The sequence below is a fragment of the Mediterraneibacter glycyrrhizinilyticus genome, from assembly GCF_015560805.1.
GTDB lineage: Bacteria > Bacillota > Clostridia > Lachnospirales > Lachnospiraceae > Schaedlerella > Schaedlerella glycyrrhizinilytica_A.
In genome coordinates, this window is sequence record NZ_JADMSO010000005.1 from 84,328 (window position 1) to 100,302 (window position 15,975).

Annotated in this window: 17 protein-coding genes and 1 other annotated feature; of the genes, 15 read left to right on the plus strand and 2 right to left on the minus strand. The window is 45.7% G+C overall.

The genetic code is table 11. The features are described from left to right. The first annotated feature begins 163 nt into the window (after positions 1-163). Both I2H87_RS06690 and I2H87_RS06695 read left to right on the plus strand, forming a co-directional pair. A complete protein-coding gene (locus I2H87_RS06690) occupies positions 164-736 on the plus strand; it encodes a hypothetical protein (RefSeq protein WP_009266700.1) in 573 nt (190 codons plus the stop codon). Positions 737-746: 10 nt separating this feature from the next. Next, complete coding sequence (locus I2H87_RS06695; RefSeq protein WP_054703347.1) at positions 747-1,070, plus strand: hypothetical protein; 324 nt, start codon at positions 747-749, stop codon at positions 1,068-1,070. A 327-nt stretch (positions 1,071-1,397) separates the two neighbouring features. Here the strand turns inward: I2H87_RS06695 and glgD are convergent, their stop codons facing one another. Together glgD and I2H87_RS06705 are read right to left on the minus strand one after the other, a co-directional pair. Then, the gene (gene glgD, locus I2H87_RS06700) at positions 1,398-2,510 is read right to left on the minus strand and encodes a glucose-1-phosphate adenylyltransferase subunit GlgD (RefSeq protein WP_022151862.1); all 1,113 of its coding nucleotides are present in this window, start codon (positions 2,508-2,510) and stop codon (positions 1,398-1,400) included. Position 2,511: 1 nt separating this feature from the next. After that, positions 2,512-3,651, minus strand: coding sequence for a glucose-1-phosphate adenylyltransferase (locus tag I2H87_RS06705; RefSeq protein ID WP_195609570.1), 1,140 nt, complete (start codon positions 3,649-3,651; stop codon positions 2,512-2,514). 172 nt (positions 3,652-3,823) lie between these two features. Here I2H87_RS06705 and I2H87_RS06710 point away from each other — a divergent pair, with 172 nt between their 5' ends. From I2H87_RS06710 to rpoB, 13 genes are all read left to right on the plus strand, one after another. Then, positions 3,824-5,041, plus strand: a complete 1,218-nt coding sequence (locus tag I2H87_RS06710) for an AI-2E family transporter (protein WP_195609571.1) — start codon at positions 3,824-3,826, stop codon at positions 5,039-5,041. Next, complete coding sequence (locus tag I2H87_RS06715) at positions 5,016-6,398, plus strand: MATE family efflux transporter (RefSeq protein ID WP_054703349.1); 1,383 nt, start codon at positions 5,016-5,018, stop codon at positions 6,396-6,398. The genes I2H87_RS06710 and I2H87_RS06715 overlap by 26 nt, the downstream gene beginning before the upstream one ends. Positions 6,399-6,595: 197 nt before the next feature. Next, positions 6,596-6,745 (plus strand): 50S ribosomal protein L33, encoded by a 150-nt coding sequence (gene rpmG / locus I2H87_RS06720; RefSeq protein WP_083460756.1) that lies wholly within the window; start codon positions 6,596-6,598, stop codon positions 6,743-6,745. Positions 6,746-6,766: 21 nt separating this feature from the next. Further along, a complete protein-coding gene (secE, locus tag I2H87_RS06725; protein WP_009266694.1) occupies positions 6,767-6,967 on the plus strand; it encodes a preprotein translocase subunit SecE in 201 nt (66 codons plus the stop codon). Between the two features lie 25 nt (positions 6,968-6,992). Further along, positions 6,993-7,511 (plus strand): transcription termination/antitermination protein NusG, encoded by a 519-nt coding sequence (nusG, locus tag I2H87_RS06730; RefSeq protein ID WP_009266693.1) that lies wholly within the window; start codon positions 6,993-6,995, stop codon positions 7,509-7,511. Positions 7,512-7,557: 46 nt separating this feature from the next. After that, positions 7,558-7,983, plus strand: a complete 426-nt coding sequence (gene rplK, locus I2H87_RS06735; RefSeq protein ID WP_195609572.1) for a 50S ribosomal protein L11 — start codon at positions 7,558-7,560, stop codon at positions 7,981-7,983. A 123-nt stretch (positions 7,984-8,106) separates the two neighbouring features. After that, on the plus strand, positions 8,107-8,799 hold the full coding sequence (gene rplA, locus I2H87_RS06740; protein ID WP_009266691.1) for a 50S ribosomal protein L1: 693 nt from the start codon (positions 8,107-8,109) through the stop codon (positions 8,797-8,799). A gap of 124 nt (positions 8,800-8,923) precedes the next feature. After that, positions 8,924-9,550, plus strand: coding sequence for an NUDIX hydrolase (locus I2H87_RS06745; protein ID WP_009266690.1), 627 nt, complete (start codon positions 8,924-8,926; stop codon positions 9,548-9,550). Between the two features lie 53 nt (positions 9,551-9,603). Next, on the plus strand, positions 9,604-9,918 hold the full coding sequence (locus I2H87_RS06750) for a nucleotidyltransferase family protein (RefSeq protein WP_330611507.1): 315 nt from the start codon (positions 9,604-9,606) through the stop codon (positions 9,916-9,918). Continuing rightward, positions 9,899-10,324: an HI0074 family nucleotidyltransferase substrate-binding subunit gene (locus tag I2H87_RS06755; protein WP_009266688.1), complete on the plus strand. Its 426-nt coding sequence runs from the start codon at positions 9,899-9,901 to the stop codon at positions 10,322-10,324. The genes I2H87_RS06750 and I2H87_RS06755 overlap by 20 nt, the downstream gene beginning before the upstream one ends. Before the next feature lie 92 nt (positions 10,325-10,416). Continuing rightward, positions 10,417-10,556 (plus strand) — a sequence feature (ribosomal protein L10 leader region). A 164-nt stretch (positions 10,557-10,720) separates the two neighbouring features. Further along, entirely contained in the window at positions 10,721-11,263 is a 543-nt protein-coding gene (gene rplJ / locus I2H87_RS06760) for a 50S ribosomal protein L10 (RefSeq protein WP_009266687.1), read from the plus strand. Between the two features lie 96 nt (positions 11,264-11,359). Further along, positions 11,360-11,734 carry a 50S ribosomal protein L7/L12 gene (gene rplL / locus I2H87_RS06765; RefSeq protein WP_009266686.1) on the plus strand — a complete coding sequence of 125 codons (375 nt, stop codon included), beginning with the start codon at positions 11,360-11,362 and terminating at the stop codon, positions 11,732-11,734. Between the two features lie 385 nt (positions 11,735-12,119). Continuing rightward, positions 12,120-15,974: a DNA-directed RNA polymerase subunit beta gene (gene rpoB, locus I2H87_RS06770; protein ID WP_009266685.1), complete on the plus strand. Its 3,855-nt coding sequence runs from the start codon at positions 12,120-12,122 to the stop codon at positions 15,972-15,974. The last annotated feature ends 1 nt before the right edge of the window (position 15,975 follow it).

Consider the following 15,975-nt stretch of genomic DNA (forward strand, 5'->3'; position numbering starts at 1 on the left):
AAATGAATAAGAAAGATTTTTCAGTAGACTTTTGCTGAGTTTGGATAATATGCCGACAATTCCGGTAGAAAGGTGATGTAACCGGTGGAAGATTTTCAGACAGTGTGATAGAATAAAGCCAGAGATATCATGGAATGAATTTACAGCGAGAGGAGACTGAAATATGTCAGAGAATACGATGAAAGAAGCGGAGGAGACGGTTGTTACAACAGTAGAAACGACCGTGAAGACAGTAGAACCGAAAAATGCAGAGGCGGAATCAACCGGTGCAGAACCGGAAGTAAAAAGTACAGAACAGGAAGTAAAGAGCGTAGAACCGGCAGTGAAAAGTACAGATCCGGGAACGAAAAGTGCAGAACGGTCACTCGAAACGGAAGATGAGCCGGAGCCGGTGGTCTTCGCAGACGAAGAGCCGTCGAAAAAGAGGTTTTTCCGGTTTAATAAGCAGGAAGAAGAACATTTTTCGCGGGATAAGTGGATCTTGTCGCGGATTCCGAGTGAAGATCTGATGGACTACTTGCGGCTGGAGCAGTCCAGAATGGACAAGCTTCAGATGGCAAAAGAGAGGAAGTGGAAACGGATCAACACAACGATCCGGTTGGTAGCATCGTTGGCAGCAGGTGTGGTGGCAATTTATTTTCTGAAAGATGAACCTACGATCCTTGTCAATATTTTGTATATCTGCGGTATTCTGGGCGGAGCATGGATTTGGAATAGCCGGAAAGATAAGAAGTGAGGCTGATACAATGCAGATCGAGGGAAATCAAAAAGAGCTGGATGCGATGAAAGCGTTTCATGAGGGAAATCGTGCGGAGGGATTGAAACTTCAGGAGGAGTTCGCAGCAGAGTTCAGGGAAGCATACAAAGAGAAAGACCACTGTCCTTGTCAGAAAGCATGCAGATATCATGGAAACTGCAAAGAATGTGTTGCGATACATAGGGCACATCAGGAGCATGTCCCCAATTGTATGCGTCCGGTTATCAACAAAAAAATCAGGCTTTTGTCAGAACTGACAGAGCATACAATCGCGCGTGAGATAGAACCGCCGAAAGAAATATTGCGGACTTAGATACTTCTTAAATATCAGACAGAAGTAAATACTGAAAATTACGCTTTTAGAATTGCGAAAATGTTTGATGAGATAAAGGAGGAATATGGGGATAGCAAACAAGATTCGATGTTAGTTCTTAAAGATATTTTATACAATGTATATAAAATCTGGAACAAATAAATTAAATCAAATTATCAAGTCCTCGTCATCTAACAAGGGGACACAAAAAAGAAAAATCTCCAAGTGGCTGTTTCGTAAATAAACCACTTGGAGATTTACTGTTATTCATTGACTTTTCTGTCGACCCCAAAATATGTTGTGCTTAAAAGATGAGACCAAGAAAGATCAGATCGTGTCTTCTCTTCTGATATATCCCGGTTTCTCCGACTGTGCGATGATCTCTTTCGCATGGATGATGCGGGCGTGTTTGTCCACGACCTGATTTTCCAGATATACATCTTCCCCAACTTCGGTTTCGGAAAGAAGCACACAGTTTTTGACGACAGCGCCTTTTTTGATGATACATCCGCGGCCGATCACGGAATTCTCAACAGTACCCTCAATGAGACAGCCGTTGCAGACGATCGAACGTTTCACATCGGCAGTGTCGAAATATTGGGTTGGGCAGGAGTCGTTCGTTTTTGTGTAGATCGGCCAGTCCTCATTGAAGAGGCTCTGTACATTTTTGAAATCCATCAGAGCGAGGTTGGCATCGAAATAACTCTTCAGATCAGTGATGGTCGCAAAATATCCGCGATGTGAAATTCCCCGTACATCCAGCTCATCGCATTCTACGTTGATGATCTGCGGAAGTGTGTACATGGAGGAAAGTTTCTTTGCTTTATATACAAGTTCGATGAACAATTCACGTTTCATCACATAAGTATCCATGAAAATCGTGCGGTTTTTGGCAGTTCCGCGGTTCTTCTCGATGGAAAGGACTCCTTTTTGCTTGTTCAGGTTCAAAACATCACAGTTCAAAAATGCCTCTTTTGCATTGTCCACGGAATGGTACAAGAGAGAAATGTCTGCGCCGGATTCGATGTGGGTCTTGATCACATCGTGGAAATCCTGCGCGTAGATCATATAACTCGGGGCAATGACCACATAAGGGCAGGTCGAATGTTCGATACATTCCATGTTCTCGATGTATGCCGCGATATCGGTGTCATACAATGAATTTTCCGCTCCGTTTTCGGAGAACAGAAGCTGTAGTTTTCCGCGCTTGGAATTGATGTTGTAATGACGACCGGTTCCGAGATGCTCCGCCAGAGAACGAGGTTTCTGGTTGACGTACACCTGGATCTGGTCAATTCCGCTGTTACTCATATTGGAAATTGGAAAGTCAATGGCGCGATATCTTCCGAGGAAAGAAAAAGCTCCGATCGGGCGATAGTCCTGCATTCCCTCCACACGAATGTGATGTCCGGAAAAATTAATAATACCTAATGCTTTCATCTTATTCTTCCCCCTTTACACGTTTTGCAACAAGTTCGATATGGTCACTGTCGGCGCTTCCGACCACTGCATTTGCGCCGATCCGGATATTGTCGGCGACAAGTGCGCGTGTGACAACCGCGCCGTCTTCGACGATCGCTCCCGGCATCAGGACACTATCGATCACTTTTGCGCTCGGACCGACTTTGGCGCCGGTGAACAATACGGAATTACGGACTTCTCCTTCGATGTGGCAGCCTTGTGTGATATATGCGCCTTTGATCTCAGCGTTAGTTCCGACATAGTGTGGAAGCTCTGTTGTGTCTTCGGTATAAATCTTCCAGCTCGGATCGTTGAGGTCAAGCGTGTTGTTTTTTGCGAGCAGATCCATATTGGCTTCCCATAGAGAATCGATCGTTCCGACGTCTTTCCAGTATCCCTGGAACTTATATGCGCAGAGTTTCCGATTGTCGGCAAGCATACTTGGGATGATGTCTTTACCGAAATCATGGCTGGATTCCGGATCTTTCATATCTGCAACGAGCATCTTTCTCAAAATCTTCCAGTCAAAGATATAAATACCCATCGATGCGAGATTGCTTTTTGGCTGCTGCGGTTTCTCCTCGAATTCGACGATCTGTCCGGTCTCGTCTGTATTCATGATACCAAAGCGGCTTGCTTCCTGCATCGGAACTTCAATGACGGCGATCGTGGCGTCGGCATTGTTCGCTTTGTGATAATCGAGTATCTTTGCATAATTCATTTTGTAAATATGGTCTCCGGAGAGTACGAGAAGATATTCCGGAGAATATGTATCGATGAAATCGATATTCTGCGAGATCGCATCGGCGGTTCCGCGGTAGACATTGAGGTCTACATCCGCTTTTTCGCGAGGCGGAAGTACATAGACGCCGCTGTCTTTCGCGTCCAGTCCCCAGCGGCGTCCGGCTGCGACGTAGCTGTTCAGAAGAATGGATTCGTATTGTGTCAGTACGCCGACCACATCGATTCCGCTATTGGCGCAGTTACTGAGCGGAAAGTCGATGATGCGGTATTTTCCCCCATATGAAACAGCCGGTTTTGCAACTTTATTTGTCAGGTCATGAAGACGGGAACCACGTCCGCCGGCAAGGATCATTGCTAACATATTGTTTTGTTTCATGATAAACCCTCTCTTTCGTGTTAGTGATATATATTATACAATTTTCCGGTGGTTTTTACCATGTTTTTGTGTGAAAAAGTATAAAAATATTGCGAATATATTGGAAGTTGCTTTCTAATAGGAGCGATTTCTGATATACTCTCTCAATAGTAGATTAAGAAAGGGTGGAAGTATGGATCTGAACAAAGAAAATATACGAAAGATCAAAGAACTGATCGTGTTTACGGCGCTGATTTTGATTGGTTTGTGGAAATATACACTGGTGCTTGATATTTTGAAATTTATTCTGGGAATTTTGATGCCGTTTCTGATCGGCGGTGCGATCGCATTTGTGCTGAATGTCCCGATGAGTTTTCTGGAACGGCATATTTTTGGCAATGAAAAATGGAAAGAGAACGGGAAGCTCCGTCGTCTTGCAAGACCGGTCAGCCTTGTCATGACGATCATCGGCGTGGCTGGGATCGTGCTCCTCGTCCTGTTTGTTGTGATCCCGCAGCTTGGACAGACTTTGATCGGACTGGGAAGAAATATCCAGAGTTTTATGCCGAAAGCGATCGAATGGCTGGAAGCGTTGTTTGATGACAATCAGGAGATACTGGCTCTGATCGGAAATATGGATATGAACTGGGAGAAGATCGTCAACAGTGTGATCGCATTTTTCAAAAGCGGAGCGGGCAGTGTGCTGAACTCTACGATGTCTGCGGCAAGAAGTATTGTGAGCAGCGTGACGACATTCTTTATTTCTTTCGTGTTTGCGTGCTATATTCTGCTTCAAAAAGAGAAACTGCATGGTCAGGTGAAAAAGATCGTTTATGCTTATCTTCCGAAAAGAAGAGGGGAGAATATCCTGCGGATCTGTTCGCTGACTTACCGGACATTTTCCAATTTCCTGACCGGGCAGTGTGTGGAGGCGTTGATTCTTGGAACGATGTTCTTTGTGGTGATGGTGATCATCCGTCTGCCGTATGCGCTTCTGGTCGGCGTGTTGATCGCGTTTACCGCGCTGATTCCGATCTTCGGTGCGTTTATCGGATGTGCGGTGGGAACGTTTCTGATCCTGATGGTCAACCCGGTGAAAGCTCTGATCTTCCTTGTACTCTTTTTCGTATTGCAGCAGATCGAGGGAAATCTGATCTATCCGAAAGTTGTCGGTAATTCCGTGGGACTTCCGTCTATCTGGGTACTTGCGGCGGTCAGCATCGGCGGAAGCCTGATGGGGGTTGTCGGAATGCTGATCTTTATTCCGCTTGTGTCGGTGATCTATACGATTTTCCGCGGCGATGTTTACCGGAGGCTGGAAGAGCGGGGGATCAAGGCAGAAGATTTAGAAGAAAAGGAAACGGAAATAAAAGGAATTGCGAATGATGAGGGGAAAGAAAAAAGTAAATGATTTTGGCAGTGATCCGATTCCACTGCTTGTGCTGAAGATTTCGGTGCCGTTTATGTTTGCGCAGTTTGTAAATGTACTTTACAGCATTGTGGATCGTATCTATATAGGTAATATTCCGGTGATCGGTGCGGATTCACTTGCGGGCGCCGGGGTATGTGCGCCGATCATCACATTGCTGTCGTCATTCGGCGCGCTGATCGGAATCGGAGGTTCGGTGTTGTTTTCGATCCGGCTCGGCGCCGGGGATAAGAAAGGCGCGGAACGGATCCTTGGCAATAGTTTTTCGCTGCTTTTGGTTTTCTCGCTGTGTCTGACGTTTTTGTTTCTGGCGGTGAAGTCATGGCTTCTGCGCTGGTTCGGGGCGAGTGAAGTTACATTTGCGTATGCGAATACATATCTTACGATCTATACATTGGGAACATTTTTTGCGCTCGTATCTATGGGAATGAATTATTTTATCACGGCGCAGGGATTTCCGATGCTCGGGATGGCGACGACATTGATCGGCGCTGTGCTGAATATCGTACTGGATCCGGTGTTTATCTTTGGGTTGGATATGAACATTGCGGGTGCGGCTGTGGCGACGGTGATCGCGCAGATGGGATCCTGTCTCTTCGTACTTGCGACGCTTCACGGCAAAAAAATGCTGATTCCGATCCGGATCATGAAGCCGGAACGAATGATCGCAAAGCAAGTAGTTAAGATAGGATTTTCACCGTTTTTGATCCTGGCTACGGACAGTGTGATCATCATTGCATTGAATGCGGTGCTTCAGTATTATGGTGGTGAGGAGATGGGAGATACGCTGATCACGGCAGCGACGATCGTTCAGAGTTATATGCTGCTTGTGACGGCGCCGATGCTTGGGGTGACAAGCGGATCGCAGCCTCTGATCAGTTTTAATTATGGCGCGAACAAACCGGAGCGGATCCGGAAGACCGTAGCCTGCGTCCTCGGTCTCTGTATCGGATTTACCGTATTGATGTTCGGGATCGCCAGGATTCTTCCGATGTATTTTGTCCGGATCTTTACATCGAATGCGGAATATCAGCAGCTTGCGGTGTGGGGAATCGGTGTGTTCATGCTGATGATCGTACCGCTTAGTTTTCAGTATGTATTTGTCGATGCGCTGACGGCGCTGGGAATGACGAGACTGTCGCTTTCATTGTCACTTGTGCGGAAAATGATCTATCTGGCGGCAACATGTATTTTACCGTTGTTCTTTACGGCAAAAACGGCATTTTATGCGGAACCGATCTCGGACTTGACCGCAGCAGTGCTCAGTAGTTCGGTATTTTTCTTCATTTACAGGAAATATCTGCGCGGAGCCGGGCGGCTGAAAGATATTAAGATTTGATGATTTGCAGTGCATTACGGATAGTTTTTGGTGGAGAGTTTCCGGAGGATTTAAGTAAAAGACTTGACTTTCATCCGGTGATTGTGATACAATCGACTGGCGAATGGAAGTAGGTCTTTTTTTTATGCCTAAATTTGGATGGCTTCGCAACCATCGGTAACAATTAAGTTAAGTAAAAAAAAAGCGAGGTGGAAGTTGTGCGCACAAGAATTACATTGGAATGTACAGAATGCAAGAACCGCAATTACAACATGACCAAGGATAAGAAAAATCATCCTGAACGTATGGAAACAAAGAAGTATTGCAAGTTCTGTAAATCACACACACTGCACAAAGAGACAAAATAGTCGTTGAAGGGAAGTGGCGAGATGAGTGAGAAATCAGGAAAAGCTCAGAAAACCAGCTGGTTCAAAGGATTACAGGCAGAGTTTAAGAAAATTGTCTGGCCAGATAAGAAAACACTTGTGAAACAGACGACGGCAGTTGTTTCAGTCTCTGTATTGTTGGGAGCGATCATTACGGTGATCGATACGATCCTGAAATATGGAATTGACTTCCTGGTGAAGTAGCAGGCGGAAGCAGAAAGGTGATTTTATGTCAGAGGCAAAATGGTATGTAGTTCATACCTATTCCGGGTATGAAAACAAGGTAAAAGCAAACATTGACAAGACGATCGAGAACCGTCATCTGGAAGACCAGATCCTTGAGGTGAGAGTGCCTCTGGAGGAAGTGATCGAGATGAAAAACGGTGTTCAGAAAGTAAGCATGAAAAAGCTTTTCCCGGGTTACGTTATGATCCATATGATCATGAACGACGATACATGGTATGTTGTTCGTAATACGAGAGGCGTGACGGGATTCGTCGGACCGGGATCCAAACCGGTTCCGCTGGAGGAAGAAGAGATGAGCCGCTTCGGAATCCATCAGGAGAACATCGTATATGACTTCGAGATCGGCGATACTGTGACCGTGCTCAGCGGCGCATGGGAGGGAACTGTCGGTGTGGTTCAGTCGATGAACGAGCAGAAACAGAGCCTTTCGATCAATGTGGAATTGTTCGGCCGTGAAACTCCGGTTGAACTTGGCTTTTCAGAAGTAAAGAAGATGGATTAAGTGGGAGGGATTTTATCCCGACAATACCACAAGGAGGTAATGAAAAATGGCAAAAAAAGTAGAAGGTTATATTAAGTTACAGATTCCGGCTGGAAAGGCAACTCCGGCACCACCGGTTGGTCCTGCACTTGGACAGCACGGTGTAAACATTGTGGAATTTACAAAGCAGTTCAATGCCAGAACAGCTGACCAGGGAGACCTGATTATCCCGGTTGTTATCACAGTTTACAACGACAGAAGCTTCAGCTTCGTTACAAAGACTCCGCCGGCAGCAGTATTGATCAAGAAAGCCTGCAACCTGAAATCCGGTTCAGGCGTTCCGAACAAGAACAAAGTTGCTACGATCACAAAAGCTCAGGTAGAAGAAATCGCAAAATTGAAAATGCCGGACCTGAACGCTGCAAGCGTAGAGGCAGCTATGAGCATGATCGCCGGAACATGCCGTTCTATGGGTGTAACCGTAGAGGAGTAAGTTGATGTATTCGGAAGCTCATTTCGGTGTCTTCGAAAGAGTGAAAGAGTAGAAAGACAGTAACAGAGTTGAAAATAGTGGGAGGGGTTCGTTCCCGCAAACACCACAAGGAGGTTTATTAGAATGAAACGAGGAAAGAAATATATCGAAGCTGCAAAGCAGATCGAAAGAGGAAATCTTTACGAAAAAGCTGACGCGATCGCACTTGTGAAAAAGTCAGCAGTAGCAAAATTTGACGAGACAATCGAGGCTCACATCAGAACAGGATGTGACGGACGTCACGCTGATCAGCAGATCCGTGGAGCTGTTGTTCTTCCGCACGGAACAGGTAAAACTGTTCGTATCCTTGTATTTGCTAAAGATGCAAAGGCTGAGGAAGCAAAAGCTGCAGGAGCAGATTTCGTAGGCGGAGAGGATCTGATCCCGAAGATCCAGAACGAAGGATGGCTGGATTTTGACGTTGTTGTTGCTACACCGGACATGATGGGTGTTGTTGGACGTCTTGGACGTGTACTTGGACCAAAAGGTCTCATGCCGAACCCGAAAGCCGGAACAGTTACAATGGACGTAACAAAAGCGATCAACGAGATCAAGGCTGGTAAGATTGAGTACAGATTGGACAAGACAAACATTATCCATGTGCCGATCGGTAAAGCTTCCTTTACCGAAGAGCAGTTAGCGGACAACTTCCAGACGCTTATCGATGCAATTATCAAAGTTAGACCGGCAGCAGTAAAAGGACAGTACCTGAAGAGTGTTACACTGACATCTACAATGGGACCTGGAGTAAAACTGAACCCGATGAAACTTCAGTAATTTGCTGAGAAGATCATAAATGTGAAAATGAAGCCCCCGCACGGCGAAATCAGACGTATGTCTGCTCTCGCTGTGCGGGGGTTTGTTGTAAGGCGTGGAATCTTTTGGAAAGGGGAAATGAAAGATGGAAGATCATAATAAGGAAAATCAGTTGGATGACTCTCTTGTATGGGAAGAAGTCCATATGGAGCATATTGTACAGGATGAATGGATTGATTTTCGGAGATCGGCATGGAAATTTCCGGATGGAAGTGTATTTGAACCTTTTTACAGTTACAGCCGCAGAGATTATGTTGTGATCGTGGCATCGGATACCGATGGAAACTATCTTTGCGTGAAACAGTTCAGACCGGGAATCAGACAGGTGACAACGGAATTTCCGGCAGGTGGGATCGAGCGGGAAGATGGGAAAGAATATGGAAGTTCTCAGAACGGTGAAAACGCACAGGATATTTCAGCGGAAGATGCTTTTGACGCGGCAAAAAGGGAACTTTTGGAAGAAACCGGATATGAGTCGGATGAATGGAGCTATTTACTTACGATACCGTCAAATGCGACCATAGCAGACAACTATGCACATATTTTTATGGCAAAGAATTGCCGCAAAGTATCCGGACAAGATTTGGACGATACGGAGTTTTTAAATGTGATAAAACTTCCGGCAGAGATGATTGAGAAAATGATCGATGCAGGGCAGTTTCAGCAGGCAATCCATATTACAGCATGGCTGTTGGCTCAGAGGAGAGAGTAAGAAATCGGGCATTGTTATTGGCAACAGAGTGAAGTATAATGGGGATAAACAGTGTGTATGATGGTGGAAAAGAGGAAAACTATAATATGAATATAATGCCTGTTTCGGAATTGATAGATAAGGTGGAAGAAATATGTAAAGCCAACGGAGTAAAACGGTTGGACTTATTTGGATCTTTTGCGACCGGCACTGCAACAGATACCAGTGATATTGATTTTGTTGTGTATGGCTGTGAGGATATATTGGAATTGGAAGAAGCGCTCGAGGAGATTCCAACACTACGCAAAATTGATATTTTTGATTATGAGAATATCCATAATGAGTTTTTGCTGGAGGATATAAAGAAATATGGAAAACAAATTTATTAATCGATACAATACGTTTTGCAAAAGTTTAAAGAGTTTGGAAAAAAGCTGTACGGCAGATCCAAAAGCAGATTTTGTATTGGAAGCGACCGTTTTAAATTTTAATCTTACGTTTGATATTTCCTGGAAAATCATGAAAGATATTTTGGTGAAGCAATTAGGGGTTCTTGACTTTTCATTAGGATCTCCAAGAGGGACGTTGCAGCAGGCTTTTCAGAACGGGCTGATCAATGATGATAGATGGATACAGATGTTAAAGGACAGAAATCGGTTGGCGCATGATTATGACGGGACTTTTGCGGCAACAAGATTTCAGGTTATCGTAGATGAATATTATCATTTGTTTGTAAAACTGAGAGATTCCATGGAGAAATATTATCAGGATTTTGATGAAATGAATACGTTATAGATTGACCGTTTCAACTGTCGATCAAAAGGGACAAGAGAGTATTCTTGAAAAATATAAAAAACACTTGACATTTCCTGAGTGGAATGATAATCTATTATAGCAATTGACTGCCGAAGACAGCAGGTGCCGTTAGGCATAAGGTTTAAAACGCCTGCCGAGGAAGACAAGATTCTTTTAGAAGATGACTTAGTAATCCTCTGTGCTTCGAGCCGGAGGATTTTTTATTATTCGATAGGAATGGTATCCTATCGAATAAAAACGCTCCGCGGGATCGCACTGCGGCGGCTTGGAATATAGCTGCTTTGTAGCTCCGCCGTAGGCGGAGAATCCTGCGAAGCAGAATTCTTATTTTATCTGGAGCAGTCATTCAAAATCTATAAGGAGGTGCACCAGAACGTGGCAAAAGTTGAATTAAAACAACCAATCGTAGCAGCTATCGCAGAAGACATCAAAGACGCTCAGTCTGTTGTTCTTGTTGACTACCGTGGACTTACAGTAGCACAGGATACAGAGCTTCGTAAACAGCTTAGAGAAGCTGGTGTTCTTTACAAAGTTTGCAAGAACACAATGATGAAGAGAGCATTTGAGGGAACAGAGTTCGCAGGTCTGGATGAGTATTTAGAGGGACCGAGCGCACTTTGCGTATCCAAAGACGATGCGACAGCTCCGGCAAGAATCCTTGCAGAGTTTGCTAAGACAGCAGACAAACTGGAGATGAAAGCCGGTGTAGTAGAAGGAACAGTATATGACGTAGCAGGTCTTAATGAACTGGCTAAGATCCCGTCAAGAGAAGTGCTGCTGTCCAGATTGCTTGGAAGTATGCAGTCACCTATCACAAACTTCGCTCGTGTTATTAAGCAGATCGCTGAGAAAGACGGCGAGGTTGCAGCTGAGGCTCCGGCTGAAGCAGCAGAAGAAGCTCCGGCAACAGAGGAGTAATCAGGTACTCGCCGCAGGCGGGACGATTTAATCAGAAAACAAATGGAAAGCCGCATATGAGCGGCAGATAAAATTTTAAAAATGGAGGATATCAAAATGGCTAAATTGACAACAGCTGAAATGATTGAAGCAATCAAAGAGTTATCAGTATTAGAACTGAATGAATTAGTAAAAGCATGCGAAGAAGAATTCGGTGTATCTGCAGCAGCAGGTGTTGTAGTTGCAGCAGCAGGAGACGGAGCTGCAGCAGCAGAAGAGAAAGATGAGTTCGATGTAGAGCTTGTATCTGCAGGAGCTTCCAAAGTTAAAGTTATCAAAGTTGTTCGTGAAGTAACAGGACTTGGACTGAAAGAAGCAAAAGAGCTTGTTGACGGAGCTCCGAAAGTGATCAAAGAAGGAATCTCCAAAGCAGAAGCTGAAGAGCTGAAAGCTAAACTGGAAGCTGAGGGTGCAGAAGTTAACATGAAATAATTTCATTTCTGACAGAAGATTACGGCCGCAGATGAGAAAGTCATTTGCGGCTTTTCTGTTATCTGATATGTGAACAGAGCAGTTTGACGGGTTTTTGTTTGCCGGAGAGTGATGAAAATGTCAATTACCACAAAAAAGAAAATATGTCAAGAGTTTTTTGATAAAAATGGAGAAAAACGGTTGACATCAGAAAGAGCTTTGTGATATAGTAAAAAATGCGCTATTATGGAAAGGTATGCCATTATAGATTACATTTACTGATGCACATGGCTCTTTTCTTATTATAGAGTGTGATACTTTTGCAGTGGCAGAGTATTACTGAACAGGGAAGTATGACTGGGTAGAGTTCATACCCGCAAAAAAATATATGAGGAGTGAAACGTCAATGGAGAAAAACAGAATTCGTCCCATCACAAACGGAAAAAGTTCACGCATGAGCTATTCCAGACAAAAAGAAGTGCTGGAAATGCCGAATCTCATCGAAGTTCAGAAGAACTCATACGAGTGGTTTCTGAGCGAAGGTCTGAGAGAGGTATTCGATGACATTTCCCCGATCGCAGATTACAGCGGTCATTTCAGTCTGGAATTCGTCGATTTCAGACTCTGCGAGGATGAAGTAAAGTACACGATCGACGAGTGTAAAGAACGTGATGCGACATATGCCGCACCTCTGAAAGTGAAAGTGAGACTTTACAACAAAGAGAATGATGAGATCAACGAACATGAAATCTTCATGGGAGATTTTCCGCTGATGACAAAGACCGGTACGTTCGTAATCAACGGTGCCGAGCGTGTTATCGTCAGCCAGCTTGTGCGTTCCCCGGGAATTTACTACGGAATCGCGCATGATAAGATCGGAAAAGAACTGTATTCTTCTACTGTGATCCCGAACCGTGGAGCATGGCTGGAATACGAGACAGACTCCAATGACGTTTTCTATGTAAGGGTTGACCGTACGCGTAAAGTGCCGATCACAGTGCTGATCCGTGCGCTTGGTGTCGGAACGAACGCGGAGATCGTTGAGATGTTCGGTGAAGAGCCGAAGATCCTTGCAAGTTTTGGAAAGGACACTGCTGAGAATTATCAGGAGGGTCTGTTAGAACTGTACAAAAAGATCCGTCCGGGCGAGCCGCTGGCAGTGGACAGCGCGGAAAGTCTGATCACAAGTATGTTCTTTGATGCAAGACGTTATGATCTTGCAAAAGTAGGACGTTACAAATTCAATAAAAAACTGGCTCTGAAAAACCGTGTCAAAGGTCGTGTGCTGGCAGAAGATGTGATCAGTTGTGTGACGGGCGAAATGGTTGCCGAAAAGGGAACAACGATCACAAGAGAACTGGCAGACGAGATCCAGAATGCGGCAGTTCCGTATATCTGGGTAGAGGGAGAGGACGAGTCCCGCAATATCAAGATCCTTTCCAATATGATGGTAGATCTGCAGGCAGTTGTAGATATCGACCCGACTGAGGTCGGTGTGACAGAACAGGTATACTATCCGGTTCTGGAGGGATTGCTTGAGGAGACAGAAGGAGACGTGGAAGAGCTGAAAGCGGCGATCAAGAGAGACATCCACGATCTGATCCCAAAACATATTACAAAGGAAGATATTTTTGCTTCCATTAACTACAATATCCATCTTGAATACGGCATGGGAAATGACGATGATATTGACCACCTTGGCAACCGTCGTATCCGTGCAGTCGGAGAACTTCTGCAGAATCAGTACAGAATCGGTCTGTCCCGTCTGGAGAGAGTGGTCCGCGAGCGTATGACGACGCAGGATCAGGATGGAATTTCTCCGCAGTCACTGATCAACATCAAACCGGTAACAGCAGCTGTAAAAGAGTTCTTCGGATCTTCTCAGCTGTCCCAGTTTATGGATCAGAACAACCCGCTTGGAGAATTGACACATAAGAGACGTCTCTCCGCATTGGGACCGGGAGGACTTTCCCGTGACCGTGCAGGATTTGAGGTCCGTGACGTTCACTATTCCCATTACGGAAGAATGTGTCCGATCGAGACGCCTGAGGGACCGAACATCGGTTTGATCAACTCTCTGGCATGCTATGCGAGAATCAACCAGTACGGATTTATCGAGGCTCCGTACAGAAAGATCGACAAGACAGATCCGCAGAATCCGGTCGTTACGGATGAAGTCGTATATATGACTGCGGATGAAGAAGATAATTATCATGTGGCACAGGCGAATGAGGCTCTGGACGCAGAGGGACATTTTGTCCGTAAGAATGTATCCGGTCGTTACCGTGAAGAGACACAGGAATATGAGAGAAGCAAGTTCGATTACATGGACGTTTCTCCGAAGATGGTATTCTCCGTGGCGACAGCGCTCATTCCTTTCCTGGAAAATGACGATGCGAACCGTGCGCTGATGGGATCCAACATGCAGCGTCAGGCAGTTCCGCTTCTGACAACCGAAGCTCCGGTAGTCGGAACAGGTATGGAAGTAAAAGCGGCAGTTGACTCCGGAGTCTGCATCGTGGCAGAAAAAGCAGGTGTTGTTGAGCGTTCTACTTCCACAGAGATCACGATCAAACATGACGACGGATCCAAGAAGAGCTACAAACTGACTAAGTTCCAGAGAAGTAACCAGAGCAACTGCTACAACCAGAGACCGATCGTTGACAAGGGCGAGAGAGTGGAGGAAGGACAGGTCATTGCAGACGGTCCGTCCACATCCAAGGGCGAGATGGCGCTTGGTAAGAACCCGCTGATCGGATTTATGACCTGGGAGGGTTACAACTACGAGGATGCCGTTCTGTTGAGCGAGCGTCTCGTACAGGATGACGTTTATACTTCTGTTCATATTGAAGAATATGAGGCAGAAGCTCGTGATACAAAACTCGGACCGGAAGAGATCACAAGAGATATTCCGGGAGTCGGCGATGATGCGCTGAAAGATCTTGATGAGAGAGGAATCATCCGCATCGGTGCAGAAGTCCGCGCAGGAGATATCCTGGTCGGAAAAGTAACGCCGAAAGGAGAGACGGAACTGACGGCAGAAGAGCGTCTGCTGAGAGCGATCTTCGGTGAGAAAGCGCGTGAAGTCCGTGACACTTCTCTGAAAGTACCGCACGGAGAGTACGGTATCGTTGTGGATGCGAAAGTATTTACAAGAGAGAACGGCGACGAACTGTCACCGGGAGTAAATCAGGCAGTTCGCATTTATATTGCACAGAAGAGAAAGATTTCTGTCGGTGATAAGATGGCTGGACGTCATGGTAACAAGGGTGTCGTTTCCCGCGTGCTTCCGGTAGAAGATATGCCGTATCTGCCGAACGGACGTCCGCTGGATATCGTTTTGAACCCGCTTGGTGTGCCGTCCCGTATGAACATCGGACAGGTGCTGGAGATCCATTTGAGCCTTGCGGCGAAAGCGCTTGGTTTCAACATTTCCACACCGGTCTTTGACGGTGCGAACGAGATCGATATTATGGACACTCTGGATCTGGCAAATGATTATGTCAATCTGGAATGGGAAAAATTTGATAAGAAACATGGAGAGGAACTGCTTCCGGAAGTACGCCAGTACCTCTATGACAACCGTGCGCACCGTGCACTTTGGAAAGGCGTTCCGCTTTCCCGCGACGGAAAAGTACGTTTAAGAGACGGACGTACCGGAGAGTTCTTTGACAGTCCGGTTACGATCGGACACATGCATTACCTCAAACTGCATCACTTGGTAGACGACAAGATCCATGCGCGTTCTACCGGTCCTTACTCACTCGTAACACAGCAGCCGCTGGGAGGAAAAGCCCAGTTCGGTGGTCAGCGTTTCGGAGAGATGGAGGTTTGGGCTCTGGAGGCGTATGGAGCATCCTATACGCTGCAGGAGATCCTGACTGTGAAGTCTGACGACGTTGTGGGACGTGTGAAGACATATGAGGCGATCATCAAAGGTCAGAACATCCCTGAACCGGGAATTCCGGAATCTTTCAAGGTATTGCTGAAAGAGCTGCAGTCCCTTGCACTGGATGTACGCGTACTCCGTGATGACAATACAGAAGTTGAGATCATGGAAAGCGTAGATTACGGTGAGACAGACCTGCGTTCGATCATCGAGGGAGACAGAAGATATCGTGACGACAACGAATCCTATGGCGACCACGGTTATACCGAGCAGGAATTCGTAGACGGAAAACTGGAGGATGTGGAACCGGAAGAAGACGATCTTGCCGAAGTGGATGAGATTGAATTCGATGAGTTTTTTGACGAAGAATAGG

Coding starts and splice junctions, on each gene's coding strand:
- I2H87_RS06690 (WP_009266700.1), top strand. CDS start 164: ATGTCAGAGAATACGATGAAAGAAGCGGAGGAGACGGTTGTTACAACA.
- I2H87_RS06695 (WP_054703347.1), top strand. CDS start 747: ATGCAGATCGAGGGAAATCAAAAAGAGCTGGATGCGATGAAAGCGTTT.
- glgD (WP_022151862.1), bottom strand. CDS start 2,510: ATGAAAGCATTAGGTATTATTAATTTTTCCGGACATCACATTCGTGTG.
- I2H87_RS06705 (WP_195609570.1), bottom strand. CDS start 3,651: ATGAAACAAAACAATATGTTAGCAATGATCCTTGCCGGCGGACGTGGT.
- I2H87_RS06710 (WP_195609571.1), top strand. CDS start 3,824: ATGGATCTGAACAAAGAAAATATACGAAAGATCAAAGAACTGATCGTG.
- I2H87_RS06715 (WP_054703349.1), top strand. CDS start 5,016: ATGAGGGGAAAGAAAAAAGTAAATGATTTTGGCAGTGATCCGATTCCA.
- secE (WP_009266694.1), top strand. CDS start 6,767: ATGAGTGAGAAATCAGGAAAAGCTCAGAAAACCAGCTGGTTCAAAGGA.
- nusG (WP_009266693.1), top strand. CDS start 6,993: ATGTCAGAGGCAAAATGGTATGTAGTTCATACCTATTCCGGGTATGAA.
- rplK (WP_195609572.1), top strand. CDS start 7,558: ATGGCAAAAAAAGTAGAAGGTTATATTAAGTTACAGATTCCGGCTGGA.
- rplA (WP_009266691.1), top strand. CDS start 8,107: ATGAAACGAGGAAAGAAATATATCGAAGCTGCAAAGCAGATCGAAAGA.
- I2H87_RS06745 (WP_009266690.1), top strand. CDS start 8,924: ATGGAAGATCATAATAAGGAAAATCAGTTGGATGACTCTCTTGTATGG.
- I2H87_RS06755 (WP_009266688.1), top strand. CDS start 9,899: ATGGAAAACAAATTTATTAATCGATACAATACGTTTTGCAAAAGTTTA.
- rplL (WP_009266686.1), top strand. CDS start 11,360: ATGGCTAAATTGACAACAGCTGAAATGATTGAAGCAATCAAAGAGTTA.
- rpoB (WP_009266685.1), top strand. CDS start 12,120: ATGGAGAAAAACAGAATTCGTCCCATCACAAACGGAAAAAGTTCACGC.